At 70.8% G+C, this 19,348-nt stretch carries 11 protein-coding genes; 10 read left to right on the plus strand and 1 reads right to left on the minus strand.

Going from position 1 to position 19,348, the window contains the following annotated elements:
• The 10 genes from BSZ40_RS11925 to BSZ40_RS11930 all read left to right on the plus strand — a co-directional run.
• The coding region (locus tag BSZ40_RS11925) for a hypothetical protein (RefSeq protein WP_158020886.1) at positions 1-456 on the plus strand (456 nt) is incomplete at its 5' end.
• Positions 453-3,017 (plus strand): DUF4132 domain-containing protein, encoded by a 2,565-nt coding sequence (locus tag BSZ40_RS09070; RefSeq protein WP_073825504.1) that lies wholly within the window; start codon positions 453-455, stop codon positions 3,015-3,017. The genes BSZ40_RS11925 and BSZ40_RS09070, both read left to right, overlap by 4 nt.
• 128 nt (positions 3,018-3,145) lie before the next feature.
• Positions 3,146-3,559 (plus strand): hypothetical protein, encoded by a 414-nt coding sequence (locus BSZ40_RS09075; protein WP_073825507.1) that lies wholly within the window; start codon positions 3,146-3,148, stop codon positions 3,557-3,559.
• Position 3,560: 1 nt separating this feature from the next.
• A complete protein-coding gene (locus tag BSZ40_RS09080; protein ID WP_143180933.1) occupies positions 3,561-5,051 on the plus strand; it encodes a hypothetical protein in 1,491 nt (496 codons plus the stop codon).
• A complete protein-coding gene (locus tag BSZ40_RS09085; RefSeq protein ID WP_073825513.1) occupies positions 5,051-7,657 on the plus strand; it encodes a DUF4132 domain-containing protein in 2,607 nt (868 codons plus the stop codon). The genes BSZ40_RS09080 and BSZ40_RS09085 overlap by 1 nt, the downstream gene beginning before the upstream one ends.
• A 1-nt stretch (position 7,658) precedes the next feature.
• Positions 7,659-10,679 (plus strand): DUF4132 domain-containing protein, encoded by a 3,021-nt coding sequence (locus BSZ40_RS09090; protein WP_073825516.1) that lies wholly within the window; start codon positions 7,659-7,661, stop codon positions 10,677-10,679.
• A gap of 81 nt (positions 10,680-10,760) precedes the next feature.
• Positions 10,761-13,460 carry a DUF4132 domain-containing protein gene (locus tag BSZ40_RS09095; RefSeq protein ID WP_073825519.1) on the plus strand — a complete coding sequence of 900 codons (2,700 nt, stop codon included), beginning with the start codon at positions 10,761-10,763 and terminating at the stop codon, positions 13,458-13,460.
• A 217-nt stretch (positions 13,461-13,677) separates the two neighbouring features.
• Positions 13,678-16,569, plus strand: coding sequence for a DUF4132 domain-containing protein (locus BSZ40_RS09100; RefSeq protein ID WP_158020887.1), 2,892 nt, complete (start codon positions 13,678-13,680; stop codon positions 16,567-16,569).
• Between the two features lie 48 nt (positions 16,570-16,617).
• Positions 16,618-17,685 carry an ATP-binding protein gene (locus tag BSZ40_RS09105; RefSeq protein WP_073825525.1) on the plus strand — a complete coding sequence of 356 codons (1,068 nt, stop codon included), beginning with the start codon at positions 16,618-16,620 and terminating at the stop codon, positions 17,683-17,685.
• An 83-nt stretch (positions 17,686-17,768) separates the two neighbouring features.
• Complete coding sequence (locus BSZ40_RS11930) at positions 17,769-17,945, plus strand: hypothetical protein (protein ID WP_158020888.1); 177 nt, start codon at positions 17,769-17,771, stop codon at positions 17,943-17,945.
• Between the two features lie 16 nt (positions 17,946-17,961).
• On the opposite strand, the gene BSZ40_RS09110 is transcribed toward BSZ40_RS11930, so the two are convergent.
• A complete protein-coding gene (locus BSZ40_RS09110; protein WP_222842772.1) occupies positions 17,962-19,254 on the minus strand; it encodes a Fic family protein in 1,293 nt (430 codons plus the stop codon).
• Positions 19,255-19,348 lie beyond the last annotated feature (94 nt).

The raw sequence follows: 19,348 nt of genomic DNA on the forward strand, positions 1-19,348 counted from the left end.
CAAAACTGGCTCACCCACCTCACCGACTACGAACTCACCAACCCCCTCAACCAACTCACCCAACCCACCCACCACTACCAACACCCCCAACAACTCACCCCCACCCTGCCCGATCTTGACCTGCACACCGGCTTTGAGAGCGTGGCGCGGTCTCGCTCCTGGCAGTGGGCGCAGTTCGGGGGAGACCGTCAGCTCGCCTGGCTGTACCTGGCCGAGTTGGATTTGTCGCTGCAAGTGTCCTTGGCCTTGGCCACGCGCACGGCGCAGGCCACGGCCCACAGCGGGCGTTTAACCTGGGAGGTGTTGCGGGACAGGCAGTTGCGGGACATGCTGCAGGGCTCCGAAGCGCGCGACGTGAAGCTCCGGGATTTCCCGCCGGAGATTCCGTGGGAAGAAGTGCCGCGCCGGATCACGAGCGAAGTTTTGACGTTTCTAGCAGAGTTGAGGAAGGCATGAGCAGCGGACGCCACGACCTTGGGCTACGCATCACCCCGTTCGAGAAGTTGTACGACCTCGATGCGGTCGTCGAGTTGGAGCGAGACGACACGCCATTTGTCCGGGAGGCCGAAGAGTCTCGCGCCCAACAACTCGCCACCTTATTCCAGCACGATTACTTCGCGGACTACTGGGGTTTTCGTGAGCCGCCGTTTGTGCGGGTGCCGGGGCCGCAGCGGCGGGCCTGGTGGGCCCAACACCTGCGGACGCACAACTCCCACCCCACGGACGTGCGGCGCAGCGGCCCGGCTATACACGTGCCGCAGTGGCTGGCGGCCGTGCTGCGCACCAACTGGGAGGGCTCGCTGGCCGACATTCTGGCTGACCTGGGGCAGTACGGCCCCGACGTCCTGCTGGCCCGGGGCGTGCTGCACTGGTTCGCCGCGGCGGAGGTGGCGGCGGCCCGCACGGCCGCTGCCGACGCGGTAGCCCACCTGCAGGAACCCAACGAGCTCGACTTCCCCGAGTTTCGCACCGCGCTGTTCACGTTCGCGGCCCTGCATCCGCAGGCGCACGCCGAGCTGCGCCGCCTGTACGCCCTCATCCCGGATGATCTGCCCGCCGGTGCGCACCCGCCCACCCCCCGCTCACCCGTCGTCTGGCTCACGGTGGCCGACGCCCTGGCCCTGCCAACCCCCGCCGAGCGGCGAGAGTTTGCGCGCCGCACCAACGCCAAGGCCCCGGGGCTGCGCATGCTGCTGCCGTGGCTGATCTCGACAGGCACGGCGGGCCTGTCCATTGCGGACCGCTACCAGCTACCGGAGGGATTCATGCACGAGCGCGCCCAGGCGATTACTGGCCCCGCCCAGGTCAGCTACATGCTGCGCCAGTTGGGGCACGACACCGGCAGGCAGGCCTGGCAGTGGCTCGCCGAGCACCTGGACGCGGTGCTGGCCGCCGACCTATCGACCGCGGAGGTGGAGGAAGTCGTGCCGCTGCTGCGCCTGGCGTCCCCCGCCTGGCGGGCGGCCGCGCCCCGCACCGGGGCCTGCGGCCCCGCCCTCGCCCAGGTGGAGACCGAGGAGAGCCTGCCGCTGGCCGACCCACCGGCGTGGTGGCAGGCGGCCGCGCAGCGGTTGCCGAAGGCGCAAGAGCTGCCCTTCCCCCTGGCGGCCCTGCCGCCGTTGCGGGTGGACGGCCGCCGCCTGGCCGCGGCGGAAGTGGCCCAGCTGGTGCAGGCGTTGCGCGCCAAGAATCGCCACCCGCTGGTCACGGCGGTGCGCGAGCACGTTGACGCCGTCGAGCTCGACGACTTCGCCACCACGTTGCTGCTGCTGTGGCTGGCCCCCAACCCGTCGGCCAAGCAGGCCTGGCTGATGACGGGCGCGGGCTGGTTGGGGGGCGACAAGTTCGTGGCCGCCCTGGCGCCGCGGATCCGCTGGTGGCCGAGCGCCCAGCGCTTCCAGCGCGCGGTCACCGCCCTGACGGCGCTGCACCACGTCGGCTCAGCGCGGGCCCTCAGCGAACTGGCGGATATCACCAAGAACATGAAGACCGCTTCCGTGAAGCGGCGAGCCGCCGAGATTCTCACCGAACTGGCGGCCGCCCGCGGGTTGAGCCCGGACGAGTTGGAGGATCAGCTGGTGCCCGACGGCGGCCTGGACGCCAGCGGGCGACGCCGCTTTAGCTACGGGGCACGCCAGTTCGTCTCCTATCTCACGGACGCTTACAAGGTGGTGGCCCGCCAGCTGGCGGCAGACGGGCAGCCGCAAGGCAAAGAGTTAACTGGGCTGCCGGATCCGCTCGCCAGCGACGACGCCGACCGCGCCTGGGAGGCCAAGTCCGAATTCGCTGCCTTCAAGAAGCTGCTCACCGGGACGGTGCGCACCCAGAAGCAGCGTTTTGCGCGCTTCATGGTGGAGGGGCGCCGGTGGCGGGGCGAGGACTTTGCCGCCCACATCGCCACGCATGTCGTGCTGCGGCATGTGCTGCGCGGGCTGGTGTGGGGCGTGTGGGACGGCGAGGAGCTCACCGCCACGGCCCGTCTGGACGCCGACGGCCAGCTGGTGGACGCCGCCGACGAAGCTGTCGCTGTCGCTGGGCGGGAGGTCAGCGTCGTCCACCCGCTGCAGCTCACGCGCGCCGACCGCCAAACCTGGGCCGGGGTTCTTGCCGACTACGAGCTGGCCCCGTCGTTCAAGCAGCTTACGCACCCCACCGCGACGCTGCCCGCCGGGCAAGACCCGCAGCTGCCGACCGCACCCGTCGAGCCGCGCAAGCTGGTGGCGGCGGCCAAGAAGTTCGGCTGGGAGGCCGCCCCGCCCGCCGACGGCGGCTACTACCACCTGCACGCCTGGCCGTCGCGGCTGCTGGGGGTGACCGTCGTCCTCGTCCACTCGCCGGGCCTGGCCGCCTGGAGCGTCAAGGAGTCCGAGCCGCAAACCCTGTCCGCCCTGTTCGTGGTGCCGGGCACGCCGCCGCTGCGGCAGCTGCCGCACACGCCCCCGGCCGATGCCGTGGCGTGGTCGCAGGTGCCCGCCACCCTGGTCAGCGAGGTGTTGGCAACGTTGGCCGCCCTGTAGTTGGCACGGGTGTCGCTGTCTGGTCGCAACCCTGCGACACCCGCCCCACGGGTCCCGTGCCGCTCCTAACCTGAGGGCGGGCCGCCGCGCCTGCACCCCAGCTGGGGTATCGGAGTTAGGAGGGGGACGTGACGCCACTGGATAACGCACTGGAAGTGAGTTTCTACATGGAGACTCCCCAGTTTGTGGACATGGCGCAGGTGGCCGCCGCCCTGGCCGTGCCCGACGCGGCCTACCACAGCAAAGGCCAGGTGCACTCCTCCCGCAACAAGCGCGTGCAGATCGTGAGCAGCGTGTCCTACTACTCGTTCGGACGCGACCGCCACGCCGCAGGGGCGGACAAGATCGGCGACGTGCTGGGACTGGTGGCGGAACGACAAAGCCAGTTCGCGGCCCTGTTCGCCGAGCACGACTTCGAGCGCACCTTATTCATCTACACCTGGCCGGGGCAGGACAACGGCCAGTTCGAGTTGTCAGCCCCGCAGGTGTGCCTGCTGGCCGAGCTCGATGTGGCGCTGTCGGTGGTGCACTATGGGGCGTGAGGTGCCGACGAACAGCAGCGACCTGGGGTTGGCCATCACGCCCTTTGAGGCCCTCTACGACAGCGCCCACACGGCAGACATTCCGGCCGACGCCGCCCCCTTCGATCCGGAGGCGGAGCTGGCCCACGCCGAGCAGGTGGGTTGCAAGACGCACTACCAGCAGGGACCGACGCTCTACGACTGGTGGTTTCCTACCGCTCCCCTATTTACGACCTTTCCGGGCGTCGAGCGCCGCAGCTGGTGGCGGGAACACCTGCGTTCGCTGCGCACCAGTGAACGGGTGCGCCCGACATGGTTGGCGGAGGAACTCATGGTGCCCGATTGGGTGCGCACCATCTTGCTCAGCCGGTGGGAGGCGACGCCGCGCGCCCTCGCCCGGCGGCTAGCCAAACAGGGGGCGGAGGTGTTGCTGCTGCGCGGTCTGCTCCACCTGTTAGATCCGGTGGCCGTGGCGGCCGCCCGCGCCGACCTGCCTGCCGAACTGCCGTGCCCGGTGCGGCGCGACCGGCAGGGCGTGTGGCGGGTGTTGGATTTGACGGCACTGCGGGCGGCCGGCCTGGGTTGCTTGTCGGCGACGGCGGCGCGCCGCCTGCTGGCGGAGATTCCCGATGGGGCGCTGGCCGAGCCGCAACTCACCGAGGTGTGGCCCTTGGCGCTGTTGGCCCCCACCCCGCAGGAACGCGTCGCCTTCGCGGTGCGCACGGGCTTGCGGCTCACGACCTGGCGGGCGGTGGTGCCGTGGCTGGTAGCCACCGGGCAGACCGGCCTAGCCCTGTTGGGCGAGCAGATCGCGGCCGCTGCCCCACCCATCGCCCACACGATGGCGCGCACCGCGGCGGCAATGCTGCACGGGCCCGCCGCGGCCCCGCTCTTCCTGGACCTGTTGGCCACCGGGCAAGCGCCAGTGGCTGACCGGTGGTTGACCGCCCACGCCACGCAACTGATCGCCGCCCCCGTGGATACCACCCAGGCGGCGGTGGCCGCCCGCTACTTGCGTCAGCTACCGCTGGCCGAGTTGCAGACCCACCGGGCGCAGGCGTGCCCGCAGCTGCGGCCGCTGATCGACGGCATCATCGGGGCAGCCCAGCTGCCGCACCTAGATGCGGCCACTAGCTGGTGGAGCCAGGCGCAGGCAGCCAAGCGGCTGCGCCACGTAGCGCCGGTGCCCTTCCCCCCGGTGCGCCTGCCGCCGCTGGTGGTGGATGGCCAACGCCTGGCAGCTCCCGAACTGCAGACGCTGCTACGGGCCCTAGCGGTGGGGGCCTGCCCACCCCCGCCTGGGACATGCACGGAGACCAGGTGGGCGGCACAGCAGCCCCACCCGTTAGTGGAGGCGGTGGCGGAGCGCCTATCCCCGGCCGCCCGCAGTAGCTTCGCGCGCGAGCTGGTGGCCCAATGGCAGGTCGCGGGCCGCCCCGCCAAGCAGGGCTGGCTGGCATCGGCGCCCCGCCAGTTGCGGGCCCGGCCCCCGCTAGAGAGAGGCAGGTGCTGATGGGCACGTCTGCTTCTGGGGCTGCCGCGGCGGACCTGGGCCTCCAGTTGACGCCGTTCGAGGCCCTGTACGCTGGAAAGGCACCACCGTTGTTCTTCGACGACACGCCGGTGCGCCAAGCGGCCGAAACGGAACGAGCGGGGCGCATCGTGCGCCGCATCGAGTTCACTGACATCGCCCCAGACCTGCGTTTTTCTTTCCGTGAACCGCTGTTCACCAAGATTCCGAGCCCGCGCCGGTTGGCGTGGTGGAAAAAGCACTTGGTTTCGCTGCGGGGGCCGCGCCGCCAACCGGCCAGCTGGCGCGACAAGTTTTGTGACCTGCCCGCCTGGCTGGCGGCCCTGCTGGCCGCCGATTGGCGCCTGCCTTTGCCCGAGCTGCTCGCTTCGCCCGCTGGGCAGCGCTGCGAAGCCCTCTTGCTGCGCGGCCTGGTGGCCGGGGCGACACCGGCGGAGCTGGCCGCCGCTAAGGCCCAGCTGCCTGCGGTCCTGCCGTGTCCCATCTCCGGTTTTGGGCAGATGGTCGACTACAGCCTCTTCCAGGCCGTGGCGCTTGGGGCCCGCGAGCCGACCGAGGTGGCCTCCGTCCTCGCCCAAGTGCCGCGGAAGTGGTGGGCCAGCGAGGCCTTGCGCCGTGGACCAATGTTGGCGCTGCTCCTGCCCACCCCCGCCGAGCGGGTGGCTTTCGCCGCCGAAGTGGGGCTGCAACTGCGGGAGTGGTGGGATGTGGTGCCGTGGCTGGCGGGCACGGGCAGCCTCGGGCTGCCACAGCTGCGCCGCTGGCTGGATGGCGTGTCCGCCCAGACGGCGCACTTGCTGCTGAGTGTGGCCGCCGAGTCCGCTACCGGGCCGGGCATGGGGCACTTCTTCCTGTCTGCCTTGGAGAGCAAGTCCCCGGCCCCGGCTGCGCAGTGGTTACGCGCTCACCTACCTGATCTCGGCCAGCTGACCTTCACCCCGACCGAGGCGGCGACATTGGTGCCTTTCGTGCAGGGCGCCAGCGACCAGGTGCTCCGCCAGCTGCAGACCTCCAGTTCGCACCTCGGCCAAGTGGCGGCCGCGAGCCTGCGGGCGCGTCAGGCACCGGTGCTGTTGCGCCCCCACTGGGGCGGGCACGCCCACACCCCCCGGCAGACGGTCGACGTCGGGGTGCCAACTGCGGAGCTGCCGCCTTTGTGGGTCGGCGAGAGCCGACTGGGTGACGAACTGGTGGCAGAGCTCGTGGAGACGCTGAGCCGTGACGCCCACACGGAGCTGGTGGAGCGGGTGCGCAGCGAGATTGCCCCGACGGTCCGCGACGATTTCGCACTCGCTCTCCTGTACGCCTGGCTGCGCAGCGACGACCCAAACCGGCATTGCGGGTTGCTCACCGGGTGCGGGCGGATCGGCGGCGATGGGTTTGTGCACGCCTTGGCTCCCCTCCTGCGCAGCTGGCCGCTGGAGAACCAGCACCAACGGGCGGCGGCGGGTTTGCTGGCGTTGGCGCGAGTCGGCAGCGATGCGGCCCTGAGCGAGTTGGCGCAGCTGGCGAACCACCGCCGGTTCGCGGCGCTCAGGAAGAAAGCTGAGGCGGCGCTGACGCAGTTGGCGGCCGGGCGGGGGCTGACGCGGGACGAGCTTGCCGACCGTGTCCTGGCTGACGGCGGCCTGGACGAGCGCGGACACCGCCTCTTTACTTACGGGTCTCGGCAGTTCCGGGCATTCCTCACCCCGGAGGGCAAACTCGTCGCCCGCCTGTTGGATGCTGACGGCAACCCCGTCGGCAAGACCTTGGCTAGCCTGCCGACCCTCAGCAAGAACGACGACACCGCAGCAGCCCGCCAGGCCAAAGCCGAGTTCGCGGCCTTACGGAAGACCATCACCACCCTCACCCGGGTGCAGTTGCAACGCTTCGAGACCAGCATGCTCGGCTCGCGGGCCTGGAGTGCCGCCGACTTCACGACCTATATCGCCCCGCATCCCCTGTTGCGTTCCCTGCTGGCGGGGCTCGTATGGGCGGTGTGGGACGACCAAGAGCTGGTGGCCACCGGCCGCCTCGCGGACGCCACCCTCCTTGACCTGGCCGACGAGCCCGTACAGTTGCGCCCCGAGCACACCGTGACCGTCGCCCACCCCCTGGATCTGACATCTCAGGTTCGCGCATCCTGGTCCCAGGTCCTGGCTGACTACGAGCTTCCTGCCCCTTTTCCGCAACTGGCCCGTCCCACCCTGTCCCTGCCCGCTGCCGCCCGCACGGCATTGCTGCTCCCCGACCTGCCGGACGGCAGCGTTCCCGCCGCTCCCGCCGCGCGCCTGCTGGAGACCCGGGGGTGGCGGCGAGGACAAGTGCTGGAGCACGGCACCTACTACCTGCACTACTGGCCACTGCCCGGAACCCAGCTCACCGCGGTGCTGACTTGGAGCCCCGGGATCGAGGTGGCCCACCCCGCTGCCAGCGAAGACCAACGCATCACCGGGATGTACCTGGTTCGTGGCGAGGCCAGCGCCCAAGAGTTGGGGCGCGGCACCCGCCAGGAACTGGCGGCCTGTCAACTCGCCAAGTGGGGGGAGCTATCCCCGCCCCTGGCCAGCGAAATCCTCACCACCTTGCACGACCTGGAGCACTGACATGGAACGCACCGAGCTGCGCTACCGCGCCGACGGCGTGGAAAAGTTCTGGGAGATCAGCCTCGATAAGGAGGGGCTGCGCGTGCGGTGGGGCAAGGTCGGGGCCCGGGGCACCACCCGGAAGCTGGCCAACCCGTACGGCGACTACCTGCTGCGCAAATACCAGTGGTGCATCGAAGACAAGCTGCGGGCCGGCTACTACCCGGTCGGCGAAGAGCCAGTGGCGCCCCGGCCCGGCCGCCCGGCCGCCAGCCACCGCCTGGCGGGTCCGGCCAAGCCGAGTGGCGTCCCCTCACCCAACGGTGTGGACGAACCAAAAGCAGGCATACCCACTGACGACGGAACACCAGGCACCCCCGCGACAGCAGACACTGAGACGAGGCAGGCGTCGCCGCCCCTGCTCGTCAGCCCACTGCCCGCCACCGACCTGGGGCTAAACCTGACCCCTTTCGAGGCCTGCTACTGCCTGGACGAGGCCGCCGACCTCCCCCCGGCGCCCGCGTCGTTCGACCCGACCGCCGAAGCCGAGCGGGCGGCCCGCATCACCCACCTGACGCCCGCCGAATACGACTACCACACCGGCCACTGGCTGACCTGCACCGAGCCACTGTTTGCGGCCCTGCCGAGCAGCCAGCAGGTCAAGTGGTGGCGCGAGCACCTCGCGCGGCTGCGGGGTGCCGACTCCCCACAGCCTTATTGGGTGGGCACGGACCAGTTCCTGCCCACCTGGCTGCGGGCCACCCTCACCATTAACTGGGACAAGTCGCTGCGGACGGTGGCCGGGCAGCTGCAGGAGTACGGGCCGGATGCGCTGCTAGTGCGCGGCCTGCTCGCGCGCCGCCCCACCACCGAACTGGTCGCTGCCCGTCAGACCCTACCCACCCCACTGCCGCCCCCACTCCAGCAGGTCCACGGCATGTGGGTATTCGCCGACCGCAGCATCCTGGTGGCCGCTGCCCTGGAGGTACTGGAACCGCAAGAAGCCCGCGACCTGCTGGCCACCGTCCCGGACCAAGTACTGGGGCAGCTCAACACCGGCGACGCCTGGGTGCTGTCCCTCCTCGCCCCCACGCCCGCCGAACGGGTCGCCTTCGCCCGCCGTACCGGGGCCCGCCTGCCCGATTGGCGCGGCGTGGTGCCGTGGCTGGTCGCCACGGGCGCGGCCGGGTTCGGGCAGCTACTGGCGTGGCTGGGCCAGGCCGACGCCGACGTCGCCCCGATGCTGGTGGCCGAAGTCGGGCGGGTGGCGCACGGCCCCGGCGTCGTGCCGTTCTTCCTGCGGGCCCTGCGCACCCGCGGCGCCGCCGAAGCCGACCGTTGGCTGGCCGCGCACCTGCCGCAACTGCTCGCCGCCCACCTGCCTGCCGCCCTGGCTCGCGCCGCGGTCCGCTACCTGCGCGCGGTCCCACCCGCCCACCTGGCCGCGGTGGCGGGGCAGGCGGCGGCCAGCCTGCAACCGTTGCTGGCGCGCGAGCTGGCGGCGGCCGCCCTGCCCGAGGCGGACAGCCCCGAGTGGTGGCGCCACGCCGTGGCGGCCCGCAAACTCCCCCGCGGCGGCAGCGTGCCCTTCCCGGTGGCGCGCCTGGCACCGCTCGTCGTGGACGGTCACCGCCTGAGCCAGACTCAAGTGACGCAACTGTTGCGGGCGCTCGCGGCGGAGGATCGCCACCCGTTGGTGGCGCAAGTGGCGCAGCGGGTCTCCCCCGGACAGCGGGACACTTTCGCCCTGGATCTGCTGGAGCTGTGGCTGGGGGCGGGGGCGCCCACCAAGCAGGCCTGGCTGCTGTCGGGGGCCGGGTGGCTGGGTGGGGACGGTTTCGTCCACGAGCTCAGCCCCCTGATTCGGGCCTGGCCGGGGGCCAACCAGCACCAGCGAGCGGTGCGCGGCCTCGGCGCACTGGCGCGGGTGGGCAGCGACACGGCGTTGACGGAGATCGTGACGATCGCCGAGAAGGCCAAGTTCGCGGGCATCAAGGAGCGGGCGGCCGCCGCCCTGGACGAGATTGCGGCGGCGCGCGGCCTGCGGCCGGAGGAGCTGGAGGACCGCGTGCTGTCGACTTGCGGTCTGGACGAGCGCGGGCGGCGACAGTTCTCTTACGGGGTGCGGCAGTTCGTGGCGCATGTGACCCCGACGGGCAAGCTGGCGGTGCGGCGCCTAGACGACGGCCGCCCGGCCGGTCCGGTGTTGGCGCGCCTGCCCGCGGCCCGCCAAACCGACGACGCCGACGCGGTGGCAGCCGCCCAGGCCGAGTTCCAGTCGCTGCGCAAGAGCGTGGCGGCGGTGGCCGCTGCCCAGGTGACGCGGTTCGAGCGGGCGTTGGTGTCCGGCCGCCGCTGGCCTGCTGCGGATTTCGAGCGTTTCATCGCGGCGCATCCCGTGCTGCGCGGACTGCTGGCGGGCCTGGTGTGGGCCGTGTGGGAGGGCGAGGAGCTCGTCGCCAGTGTGCGCATTGATGACGACGGCACCGTGGTTGATGTCGCCGACCGGCCGGTGGCGCTGGCCGGGCGGGAGCTGTCGGTGGCCCACCCGCTGGACCTGGGCGAGCCCGAACGAGCCGGGTGGGCGCGCACCCTCAGCGACTACGAGCTGGTGCCGCCGTTTAAACAACTCGACCGGCCGCTCCTCGGCCTCGCGTCCGGGCAGGAGCAGGAGCTCCGGCTGTCGGGCCTGCCAACTAACCGCATTGAGCCGACCCACCTGGCGGGCCTGTTTCAGCGTGGCGGCTGGCAGCCGGGCAGCCCAGTGTGCGGCACCGTCGTGCAATTACATGCCCTGCCGCTGCGCGGCGTCGGCCTGACCCCGGTGCTGGTGCACACCGGCTTCGACCGGGTCTCCGGCATGGCGGGTTCCCGCGACCAGCAGGTGCTGGAGTTGTTTGTGCTGCGCGGGGAGGTCAATCCGCGGGAACTCAGCGAAGGCGATTCCGCGGAGCTGGCCGATTACGCGCTGGTGCCCTGGGGCCGGGTGCCGCCCCGGGTGGTCAGCGAGGTGCTCGGGCTGCTGGCCCGCGTACGCGGGTAGCGGGCAGAAGCCTCACCCCGTCGCAGAACTGCGACGCGGCCGTCGTCCCGGATGTGAGCGGGGAGCCCTAAGGTGTGAGCCATGCCGAAGAAGCCTGCATCTACCACTACCCAACCGTTGACTGTAGACACCGCCGCCCCGGACGATCTCGGGCTGCGTTTGACAGTGTTCGAGGAGCTGTACGCCCCCGGGGCCACGCAGCCGCTGCCACTAGACGAGACTCCTTTCGATCCGGACGCCGAGGCTGAACGGGCCGCGCGCATCGCCCGGGTCGACACCTACAAGGCCTCCTACCGTGTTGAAGGTTTCTGGCGGTTCACCGAGCCGCTGTTCACTGGCATTCCGCGGCCGGAGCGGGCCGCGTGGTGGCGGGAGTACTTCAAGCAGCACGCCCCGAAGGGCATGCCAAACTGGATCGGCCCGCTGGAGATCCTGCCCGCCTGGCTGGAGACGTTGCTGCTCCTGGACTCCCGGCGGCCCCTGCCCGAACTGCTGGAGGCGCTGCACAGCCTGCAAAAGCAGCACTCCCACTACCACGTGGTGTGCCAAATCCCGGCCGCACTGCACCTGTGGAGCGAAGCGGAGGTGGCGGCCGCGCGCGCCGCCCTGCCTTCCCCGCTGCCGCCCCTGATCGTGCCCACCCAGCGCGGCAACTACATCCACGACATGCTGGACGCCAGCCCGCACCTGCAAGCTGCTTCCCTTGCCGCCCTGTCGGAGGCGGATATGGCGGCAATGAGCGGATCCGCCACCGGATGTTTGACGTCGTGGTCGTACACTGACACCGTTTTGCTCAGTCTCGTCTTCCCCACCGTGGAGCAGCGGGTGGCGTTTGCCCGCCGCACCGGGGCCAACATCAGTTCCTGGCGGGCGGCGGTGCCGTGGCTGGTGGGGACCGGCACGGCGGGCTTCCCTCTACTGCTTGAGACCGTGAACTCGCTCGGCAAGGAGCACGCCCTGGTCGTCGTCCAGATGCTCGCCGAGGCGGGGCACGGCCCGGCAATGACCGAGCTCTTCCTGGACTTGCTGTCCACCAAGGCTGGCCCGGCTGCCGACCAGTGGCTGCGCGCCCACCTCCCCCAGGCGCTGGCTGCGCGCCTGACCCCGGCCCGGGCCGCCGCCCTAGCCCCGTTCCTGCGGGAGGTACCCATTGCCGAGCTGCGGGCCGTGGCCGAGCAGACCAGTGGCGCCACCCGCGCCGTCGTCGACGAGATCCTGGCGGAGGCCGACCTGCCCGAGCTGCCCGCGGCCAGCGACTGGTGGGCGGCGGCGCGCGGGCGGGCGGAGTTGCCCCCGGCCAGCAAGCTGCCCTTCGTCCCGTCCGTTCTGCCGCCCGTGGTGCTCACCACCGTCGACGGCTCGGTGCGCCTGTCGCAAGAACAGGTCGGGGAGCTGCTGCGGGCGCTGGCGGCCCCCGAGCGCCACCCGCTGGTGGAAGCGGTGGCCGAGCGGGCGACGCCCGCCAGCCGGGACCGGTTCGTCATCGGGGTGGTCGCCGCTTGGCTCACGGGCGGGGCCCCCAACAACCGTGCCTGGTTGCTGACGGGCAGCGGCTGGCTCGGCAGCGACGGCTTCGTCCATTACCTGACGCCGCTGGTGCGGGAGTGGCCGGGCGTGGCGCAACACCAGCGCGCTGTGAAGGGGCTGACCGCCCTGGCCAACGTCGCCTCCGAGCTGGCGTTGAGCCAGATCTCGGGCATCGCCGCGAAGGTGAAGTTCGCCGCGATCAAGAAGCGGGCGGGCGAGGCCATGGAGGAGATCGCCGCGGCCCGCGGGCTCTCCCGCGACGAGCTGGAGGACCGCATCCTGCCCACCGGCGGGCTGGACGCGCGCGGTCAGCGCCACTTCGACTACGGGGCCCGCCGCTTCGTGGCGTACCTGACCCCGGAGGCCAAGCTTGTCTTCCGGCTCCTGGATGAGCAGGAGCGCCCCACTGGCAAGGTGCTGACCTCCCTGCCTAAGCCCAACAAGTCTGACGACGCGGACCGCGCGGCGGCCGCCCGCGACGAGGCCAAGGTGTTGAAGAAGACCGTCACCACGCTGGCCAAGCTGCAGGTCGAGCGCTTCGAGCGGGCCCTGGTGACGCAGCGCCGCTGGGCCGCCGCCGATTTCACCAACTACATTGCCGCCCACCCGCTCTTGGCTGGGTTGCTGGCCGGGCTGATCTGGGCCGTCTGGGACGGCGATACGCTGCGGGCCACCGGGCGCCTGGAGGAGGGGCAGCTGGTGGACCGGGACGACGAGCCGCTGCAGCTTGGGGATCTGCACGTCACCTTGGCCCATCCCCTCGATCTCGACGAGGAGACGCGCGCCGGGTGGGCCGAGGTGTTGGCCGACTATGAGCTGACCACTCCCTTTAAGCAGCTGGATCGCCCGGTCTATGCGCTGCCGACCGGTCAGGGCGACGACTTCTTCCTCCAGGGTCTGCCCACCGCCCCCATAGCCGCAGCCAAGCTCGTCGGCGCCGCCACTAAGCGCGGCTGGCAGCGCGGGGCGGCCCTGGACGCGGGTGTGTACTGCCTCTTCGGGTTGCCGCTGCCGTCCTGCAATGTCACTGCGGTCCTGCTGTTCGAGGACGGCATGTGGATGGGCTCGCCCAGCGACAACGAGGACCAGAAGCTCAGTCAGCTCTACCTCCGGCGCGGCTTGGACGACCCCGGCTCCCTGGGGTGGGGCGATCCGGATAAGGACCGCGCGGACAACCTCCTGGTGCCGTGGCACGAGCTGCCGCCCGCGCTGGCCAGCGAGATCATCGCGCTGGTCGAGCAGCTGCGCGGTTAGGCTCCCCGGGCCGGGCATCTTGCCCGGCCCGGTTTCCTCTGCCCGGCGAGGCCCGGTCGCCACTGCCCCAGCCCGGTCGCCACTGCCCCAGCCCGGTCGCCACTGCCCCAGCCCGGTCGCCACTGCCCCAGCCCGGTCGCCACTGCCTCAGCCCGGTCGCAACACTGCGACACCGGCGGGGCCAAAAATGTGAGCGGCACCTCCTATGCTCGGGGCCGTGAAGACGCGACTGCATGACCCCGCTGACCCGGACAAGTTCTGGTATCTCGACGCCGTCACCGACCAGGTGACCATCAAGTTCGGCCGCCACGGTGGCCGCGCCACCACCCGCACCACCCAGTATCCGGACGCGGAGGCGGCGGCCGCGGCCGCCGCCAAGCAGGTGGCGGCCAAGGAGAAGGCGGGGTTTGTGCCCGATCCGCGTGGGCCGCGCCGGGCGCTGCGCCCGGGTATCGCCCGCCCGGCGGGTGGCAGGGCCCGCGCCACTGCCCCGGTGGAGCCGCTGCGCGTCGACACCGCGGATCCGGCGGATCTTGGGCTGATCGTCTGGCCGTTGGAGGAGGCCTACCTGCCGGGCGCGCCGGTGGCGTTCGCCCCGGAGGCGGGACCGTTTGATCCGCAGGCGGAGGCCGAGCGGGCGGCGCGCATCGCCCAGAAGGCCGACTTCAAGGACGGCAGCTACCTGGTGCCCCGGTGGGTCTTCACCGAGCCGGTCTTCACGGGGGTGCCGAGCCCGGAGAAGGTCGAGTGGTGGAAGAACTACTTCCGCCGCCACCGCACCCGCGGGGAAAACATCTACCGGTACGGCGACGAGTGGGTCGAGTTGCCGCCGCACGTGGCCGTGTTCCTGGAGGCCGATTTCTCTCTTCCCCTGAAGGAGCTGGTAAAGGTTTTCAGCGAGCGGCGTCAGACCCCACTGCTGCTGCGGGGCCTGGCGGGTGGACGGCCCGAGGCCGAGGTGGCGGCGGTCCGCGCGAACGTGGCCACCAACCTGCGCACCCTGATGCAGCACGGCAGCTGGTGGAAAGCTGATGTTTTATTCCCAACGATCGGGGCCCTGGAAGCGATACCGGAGGAGGAGCTACAAGAGGTAGCGGAGCAGTTGACGCACCGCGGCTCATCAGAGTGGATGCTATTCACGCTGGGGCTACCAACCGCCGCCGCGCGCGTGGCCTACGCCACCAAAGTGCGCTATGGCTGGATGCGGACGTGGCGCAGCGTGGTGGCCTGGCTGCTCGGCACCGGCGCGGAGGGGTTTGCCGCGTTGCGCGCCTCGGTTGAGGAGGCCAGCAAGCCGCAGGCGGAGGCCATGGTCAAGGAAGCGGCGCTGCGGCTGCACGGCCCCGGGGCGGTGGCCCTGTTCGCGCAACTGTTGGACACCGCGGCGGCGGGCCCGGCCACCGAGTGGCTCACCGACCACCTGCCGCAGGTGCTGCGCGCCGCGCTTTCCCGCCCGCAGGCCAGCAAGTTGCTGCCGCTGCTGCGGAACCAGCCGCTCGCCGAGCTGCGGGAAATCCATTCCCAGACCACGGGCGGTATCCACGCGGTAATCGGCGAGGTGCTGGCAGAAGGCGAGCTGGCAGAGCTGGCGGCCGACGCCGCCTGGTGGGTGGAGGCGGCCACCGACCTGCCGAAGGCGGTCAAGCTGCCGTTCCCCGCCAGCGCGCTGCCGCCGGTGGTGGTAGACGAAGCGGGCACGCTAGTGCGGCTATCGCAGGCCCAGGCCGGGCAGCTGCTGCAGGCCCTGTCGGCGCCCGAGCGGCATCCGCTGGTGGCCGCAGTGGCCGAGCGGGCGACGCCCGCCAGCCGCGACCGGTTCGCCGTCAGTTCCCTGGAGGGATGGCTGCGGGCCGGGGCCCCCAGCAACCGTGCCTGGCTGCTGACCAACTCCGGTTGGCTCGGCGGCGACGGCCTCGTGCACTTCCTGGCGCCCCTGGTGCGGGGGTGGCCCGGGGAGGGCAGGCACCAGCGGGCGGTCAAGGGGCTGACGGCCCTGGCCAACTGCGGCAGCGAGCTGGCGCTCGCCGAGATCGCCGCCATCGCCGATAGGGTCAAGTTCGCCGCCATCAAACGCCGGGCGGGCGAGGCCATGGAGGAGATCGCCGCCGCCCGCGGCCTGTCCCGCGAAGAGCTCAACGACCGGATCGTGCCGACCGGCGGCCTGGATGAGCGAGGACAGCGGCACTACGACTACGGAGCCCGGCAGTTCGTGGCGTACCTAACGCCGGAGGGCAAGCTCGTCGTCCGCCAGCGCGACGAAACCGGACGCCTGAGCGGCAAGGTACTGACCAGCCTGCCGCGCCCCAACAAGAGTGACGACACCGCCCTCGCCGACGAGGCGCGCGCCGACTTCCAGACGGTGAAGAAGACGGTGACGGCACTAGCCAAGAGCCAGCTGGCACGCTTCGAGCAGGCGCTGGTGACACAGCGCCGGTGGCAGGCAGCGGACTTCACTGCCTTCATCGCCTCCCACCCGGTGCTGCGCGGTCTGCTGGCGGCGCTGGTGTGGGCGGTGTGGGACGGCGAGACCCTGGTGGCCACCGGCCGCCTAGAGGACGGGCAGCTGGTGGACATCGACGACGAACCGGTGAAGCTTGCCGGGCGGGAGCTGTCCGTCGCCCATCCGCTGGACTTGGAGGCCCAACACCTGGCGGATTGGGCGCTAACGCTCACCGACTACGAGCTGTCGGCCCCGTTCAAGCAGCTGGACCGCCCCGTCTACACGCTGCACCCGGACCAGGGCGACGACATTTTCCTGCACGGCCTGTCCCCCGAGCCTGTCCCGGCGGGCAAGCTGATGGGGTCCCTGACTAAGCAGGGTTGGCAGATAGGCGAGGTCGGCGACGGCGGCATCTTCACCAGTTTCGTCCTGCCGTTGGCAAGCGTCGGCTGCACCGTGGTGCTGGAGTTCGGTGACGGGCTCTGGCCGGGCTACTCAAGCGACCAGGACGATCAGACCGTGGAGCGCGTCTGGCTGGAGAAGGGTCTGCTGTCCGGCAACTGGTACACGCCGCCCGCCAGCGAGGCGCAGACGGTGCGGTGGGACAGCCTGCCGCCGAAGCTGCTGAGCGCCACGCTCGGCACGTTGGTCCCGCTGGGTTGGAGCTGAGAGCACGAACGTCTTGCGGGATAATGCCTGCGGCCGGAAGGAGAAAACATGGAGATGCAGCGGCCCCCCGCCGAGCTGCGGTACGCCAAGGAACTGGAGTTGCTGCGCAAGCGCGACAAGAAGCTGGGGCGCCCGGTGGCGCCCGGCTGGCAGCTGTCTGCCCAGTCAGTGGTGGAGTTCGTGCTCGGGGACGGCAAGCAGGTCTCTGAGAAGTATGTGGGGCGCCGGTCGCTGGTGGAGCGGTGCGTCGTGTCGCTGGCCACCAACCGGGGCCTGATGCTGATCGGGGAGCCGGGCACCGCCAAGTCGCTGCTGAGCGAGCTGCTGGCGGCGGCCATCTCGGGCGACACGACGCTGACCGTGCAGGGCTCGGCGGCCACCACCGAGGACGCCATTAAGTATTCGTGGAACTACGCGCTGTTGCTGGCCGAGGGGCCGACCCCGAAGTCGCTGGTGCCCGCCCCCATGTATCGCGGGATGACGGGCGGCAAGATCGTGCGCGTCGAGGAGATTACCCGCTGCGCGGCCGAGGTGCAGGACTCCCTGCTGTCGATCCTGTCGGACCGGGTGCTGTCGATTCCCGAACTGGACGACGCCCACCGCACCGTCTACGCCCAGCAGGGTTTCAATGTCATCGCCACCGCGAACACGCGCGACCGGGGGGTCAACGAGATGTCTGCCGCCCTGAAGCGCCGGTTCAACTTCGAGACCATCGGCGCCATCGAGAGCCTCAAGGTCGAGATGGCGCTGGTCGAACGGGAGACCGACGCGATGCTGCAGGCCGCCCAGATTCCGGCCCGGCTGGGGCCCGACGCCAGCGAGGTGCTGACGCGCGTGTTCCGCGAGCTGCGGGCGGGCAAGGCCGGGAAGGATGGGGTGGAGCGCTTGTCGTCGCCGATGTCGACGGCCGAGGCCGTCTCGACGGGGATGGCGGCGGCGGTGCACGCGGCCTGGTTCGGCAAGGGCACCCCGGGCGGCAAGGAGCTGGCTGAGGCCATCGTGGCCTCCGCCCTAAAGGATGACCCAGAGGATGTCTCCAAGCTGCGCGCCTACCGCACCCGCCACGTCAAGAAGCGCGACGGGCTATGGGCGGAGCTGTACGAGCACCTGCCGTAGGGGTCCAAGCCTGCCAAGATGGGCGACGATTTTGTTAGTCTCGCACTTAAGCTAAACAGTCCAAATCCGAGGCAGGATGGGCAATGAAAACGTTTGTCATCGTCGTGGTAGCTATCGTCCTTCTCGTGGTTGCGCTCTCGGTGGTCGTCGGGCTGCAGCACGCCAAACGACGGAAGTCGGGAATGGCTGGCCCCCACCCCCAAGTCACCGGACAGGGACGACAGGTGCCTGACACGCCACCCCCGCCTGCCAATCGGTAGCTGCCCGGCTGCTGCTTTACCTTGGTGGCCGCGCGGGCACGGGGCGCTGCGGCGCGCTGGCCACGGTGTCGAAACGAGTGGAGGCGAGGCGCCGCTCGGTGACGGTCACGAGATCGAGCACATCCTTGGCGGCGAAGTGGCTGCGGCCCCGCCGCCCGCCGGTCTCGGTGAGGATGCCCGCGGCGGTCAGCTCGCGCAGCGCGTTGGCGGCAGACTTGTCGCCGATGTCGTACAGCTGTTGGGCGGTGGCGACGGTGAGCACCGGCGTGCCGGGCAGGCCCGCCAGGATGCGGGCCTCGGTGGAATCGGCCCGCAGCGCCCGCTTGCGGTCCGCGGCCGCCCGATGCGCCGCGAGCTTGTCGTCCCACTCCGCCCGCACCTGCGCTATTTCCGCGCCGAGCCGGGCAACCTCGCGGCAGGCGGCCGCCACCGTGTCGCAGAAGAACTCCAGCCAGGCCTGCACGCCCGCGGTGGCCGCCTGCGAGGTGGGCGCGCCGTCGTACCGGTAGGCGGTCAACGCCGCCTCGTACCGCTCGGAGAACGTGGCCAGGATCAGGCTGACGGGCAGGACCGAGGCGCCGCCGGGGGTGCGCCGGGCGAACGCCGTGTGGATGAGCGCGCGCCCGACACGTCCGTTGCCGTCGGGGAACGGGTGGATCGTCTCGAATTGGGCGTGCACGAGGGCGGCCTGCACAAGCAGGCCGTGGGCGGCACCCGACAGGTAGGCGGCCAGGTCATCGAGCAGGGCGGGCACCTCCGCCGGCGGTGGGGGCACGAAGGCAGCGGTCAGGGGGTGGTACTGCGAGCCGCCTACCCAGTTCTGGGTGTGCCGCACCCCCTGCAGGTCCGGCTGCTCGGCGAGCAGTGCGCTTTGCAACTCCACGATGTCGGCCCGGGTGATGGCCTCCGCCGCCGCCAGGCGGGAGATCGCCTGTTTGACGATGGTGGCGTTGCGGGCCACCGCCCCCGCCGACTGGTTGGAGGCCGGGCGCCCTTCCGCCAACTCGAGTTCGGCCTCGGCGACGCGGCGGGCTGCGGGCGTGACTCCCTCAATGTACGACGAGGCGATGGCCTCGCTCCGCAGCAGAAAGTGAGACAGCCCCGCGATATCAGCGGCGTGCTGCCCGAGCCGCAGGGCATGGATCTCGCGCTCCGTCCGCGCGATCCGGGCATCAAGCTCCGCGGAGAGAACCAGAGGCCGGGCACGCAGCAGGTCGGGCACATAGGCGCGGTAGGGTCCACTCATCCGGTCCCGGCGGGCCATGCCCTCGACCATCGACTGCCAATGTTGTGATGACCAATGTGCCACAGTCGCTCCTTCCCACCGGAAGGATAACCTCTATCCTTCCGATTACGGCATGTGATCGAGAAAGTAAACATTTATCCTTCCTCTCTCGGCTGGT

It is taken from the genome of Buchananella hordeovulneris, from assembly GCF_001907235.1.
GTDB classification, from domain to species: domain Bacteria; phylum Actinomycetota; class Actinomycetes; order Actinomycetales; family Actinomycetaceae; genus Buchananella; species Buchananella hordeovulneris.

What these genes read in the sequence shown, in the direction of transcription:
- BSZ40_RS09070 (WP_073825504.1), top strand. Translation starts at nt 453, where the DNA reads ATGAGCAGCGGACGCCACGACCTTGGGCTACGCATCACCCCGTTCGAG.
- BSZ40_RS09095 (WP_073825519.1), top strand. Translation starts at nt 10,761, where the DNA reads ATGCCGAAGAAGCCTGCATCTACCACTACCCAACCGTTGACTGTAGAC.
- BSZ40_RS09090 (WP_073825516.1), top strand. Translation starts at nt 7,659, where the DNA reads ATGGAACGCACCGAGCTGCGCTACCGCGCCGACGGCGTGGAAAAGTTC.
- BSZ40_RS09105 (WP_073825525.1), top strand. Translation starts at nt 16,618, where the DNA reads ATGGAGATGCAGCGGCCCCCCGCCGAGCTGCGGTACGCCAAGGAACTG.
- BSZ40_RS09085 (WP_073825513.1), top strand. Translation starts at nt 5,051, where the DNA reads ATGGGCACGTCTGCTTCTGGGGCTGCCGCGGCGGACCTGGGCCTCCAG.
- BSZ40_RS11930 (WP_158020888.1), top strand. Translation starts at nt 17,769, where the DNA reads ATGAAAACGTTTGTCATCGTCGTGGTAGCTATCGTCCTTCTCGTGGTT.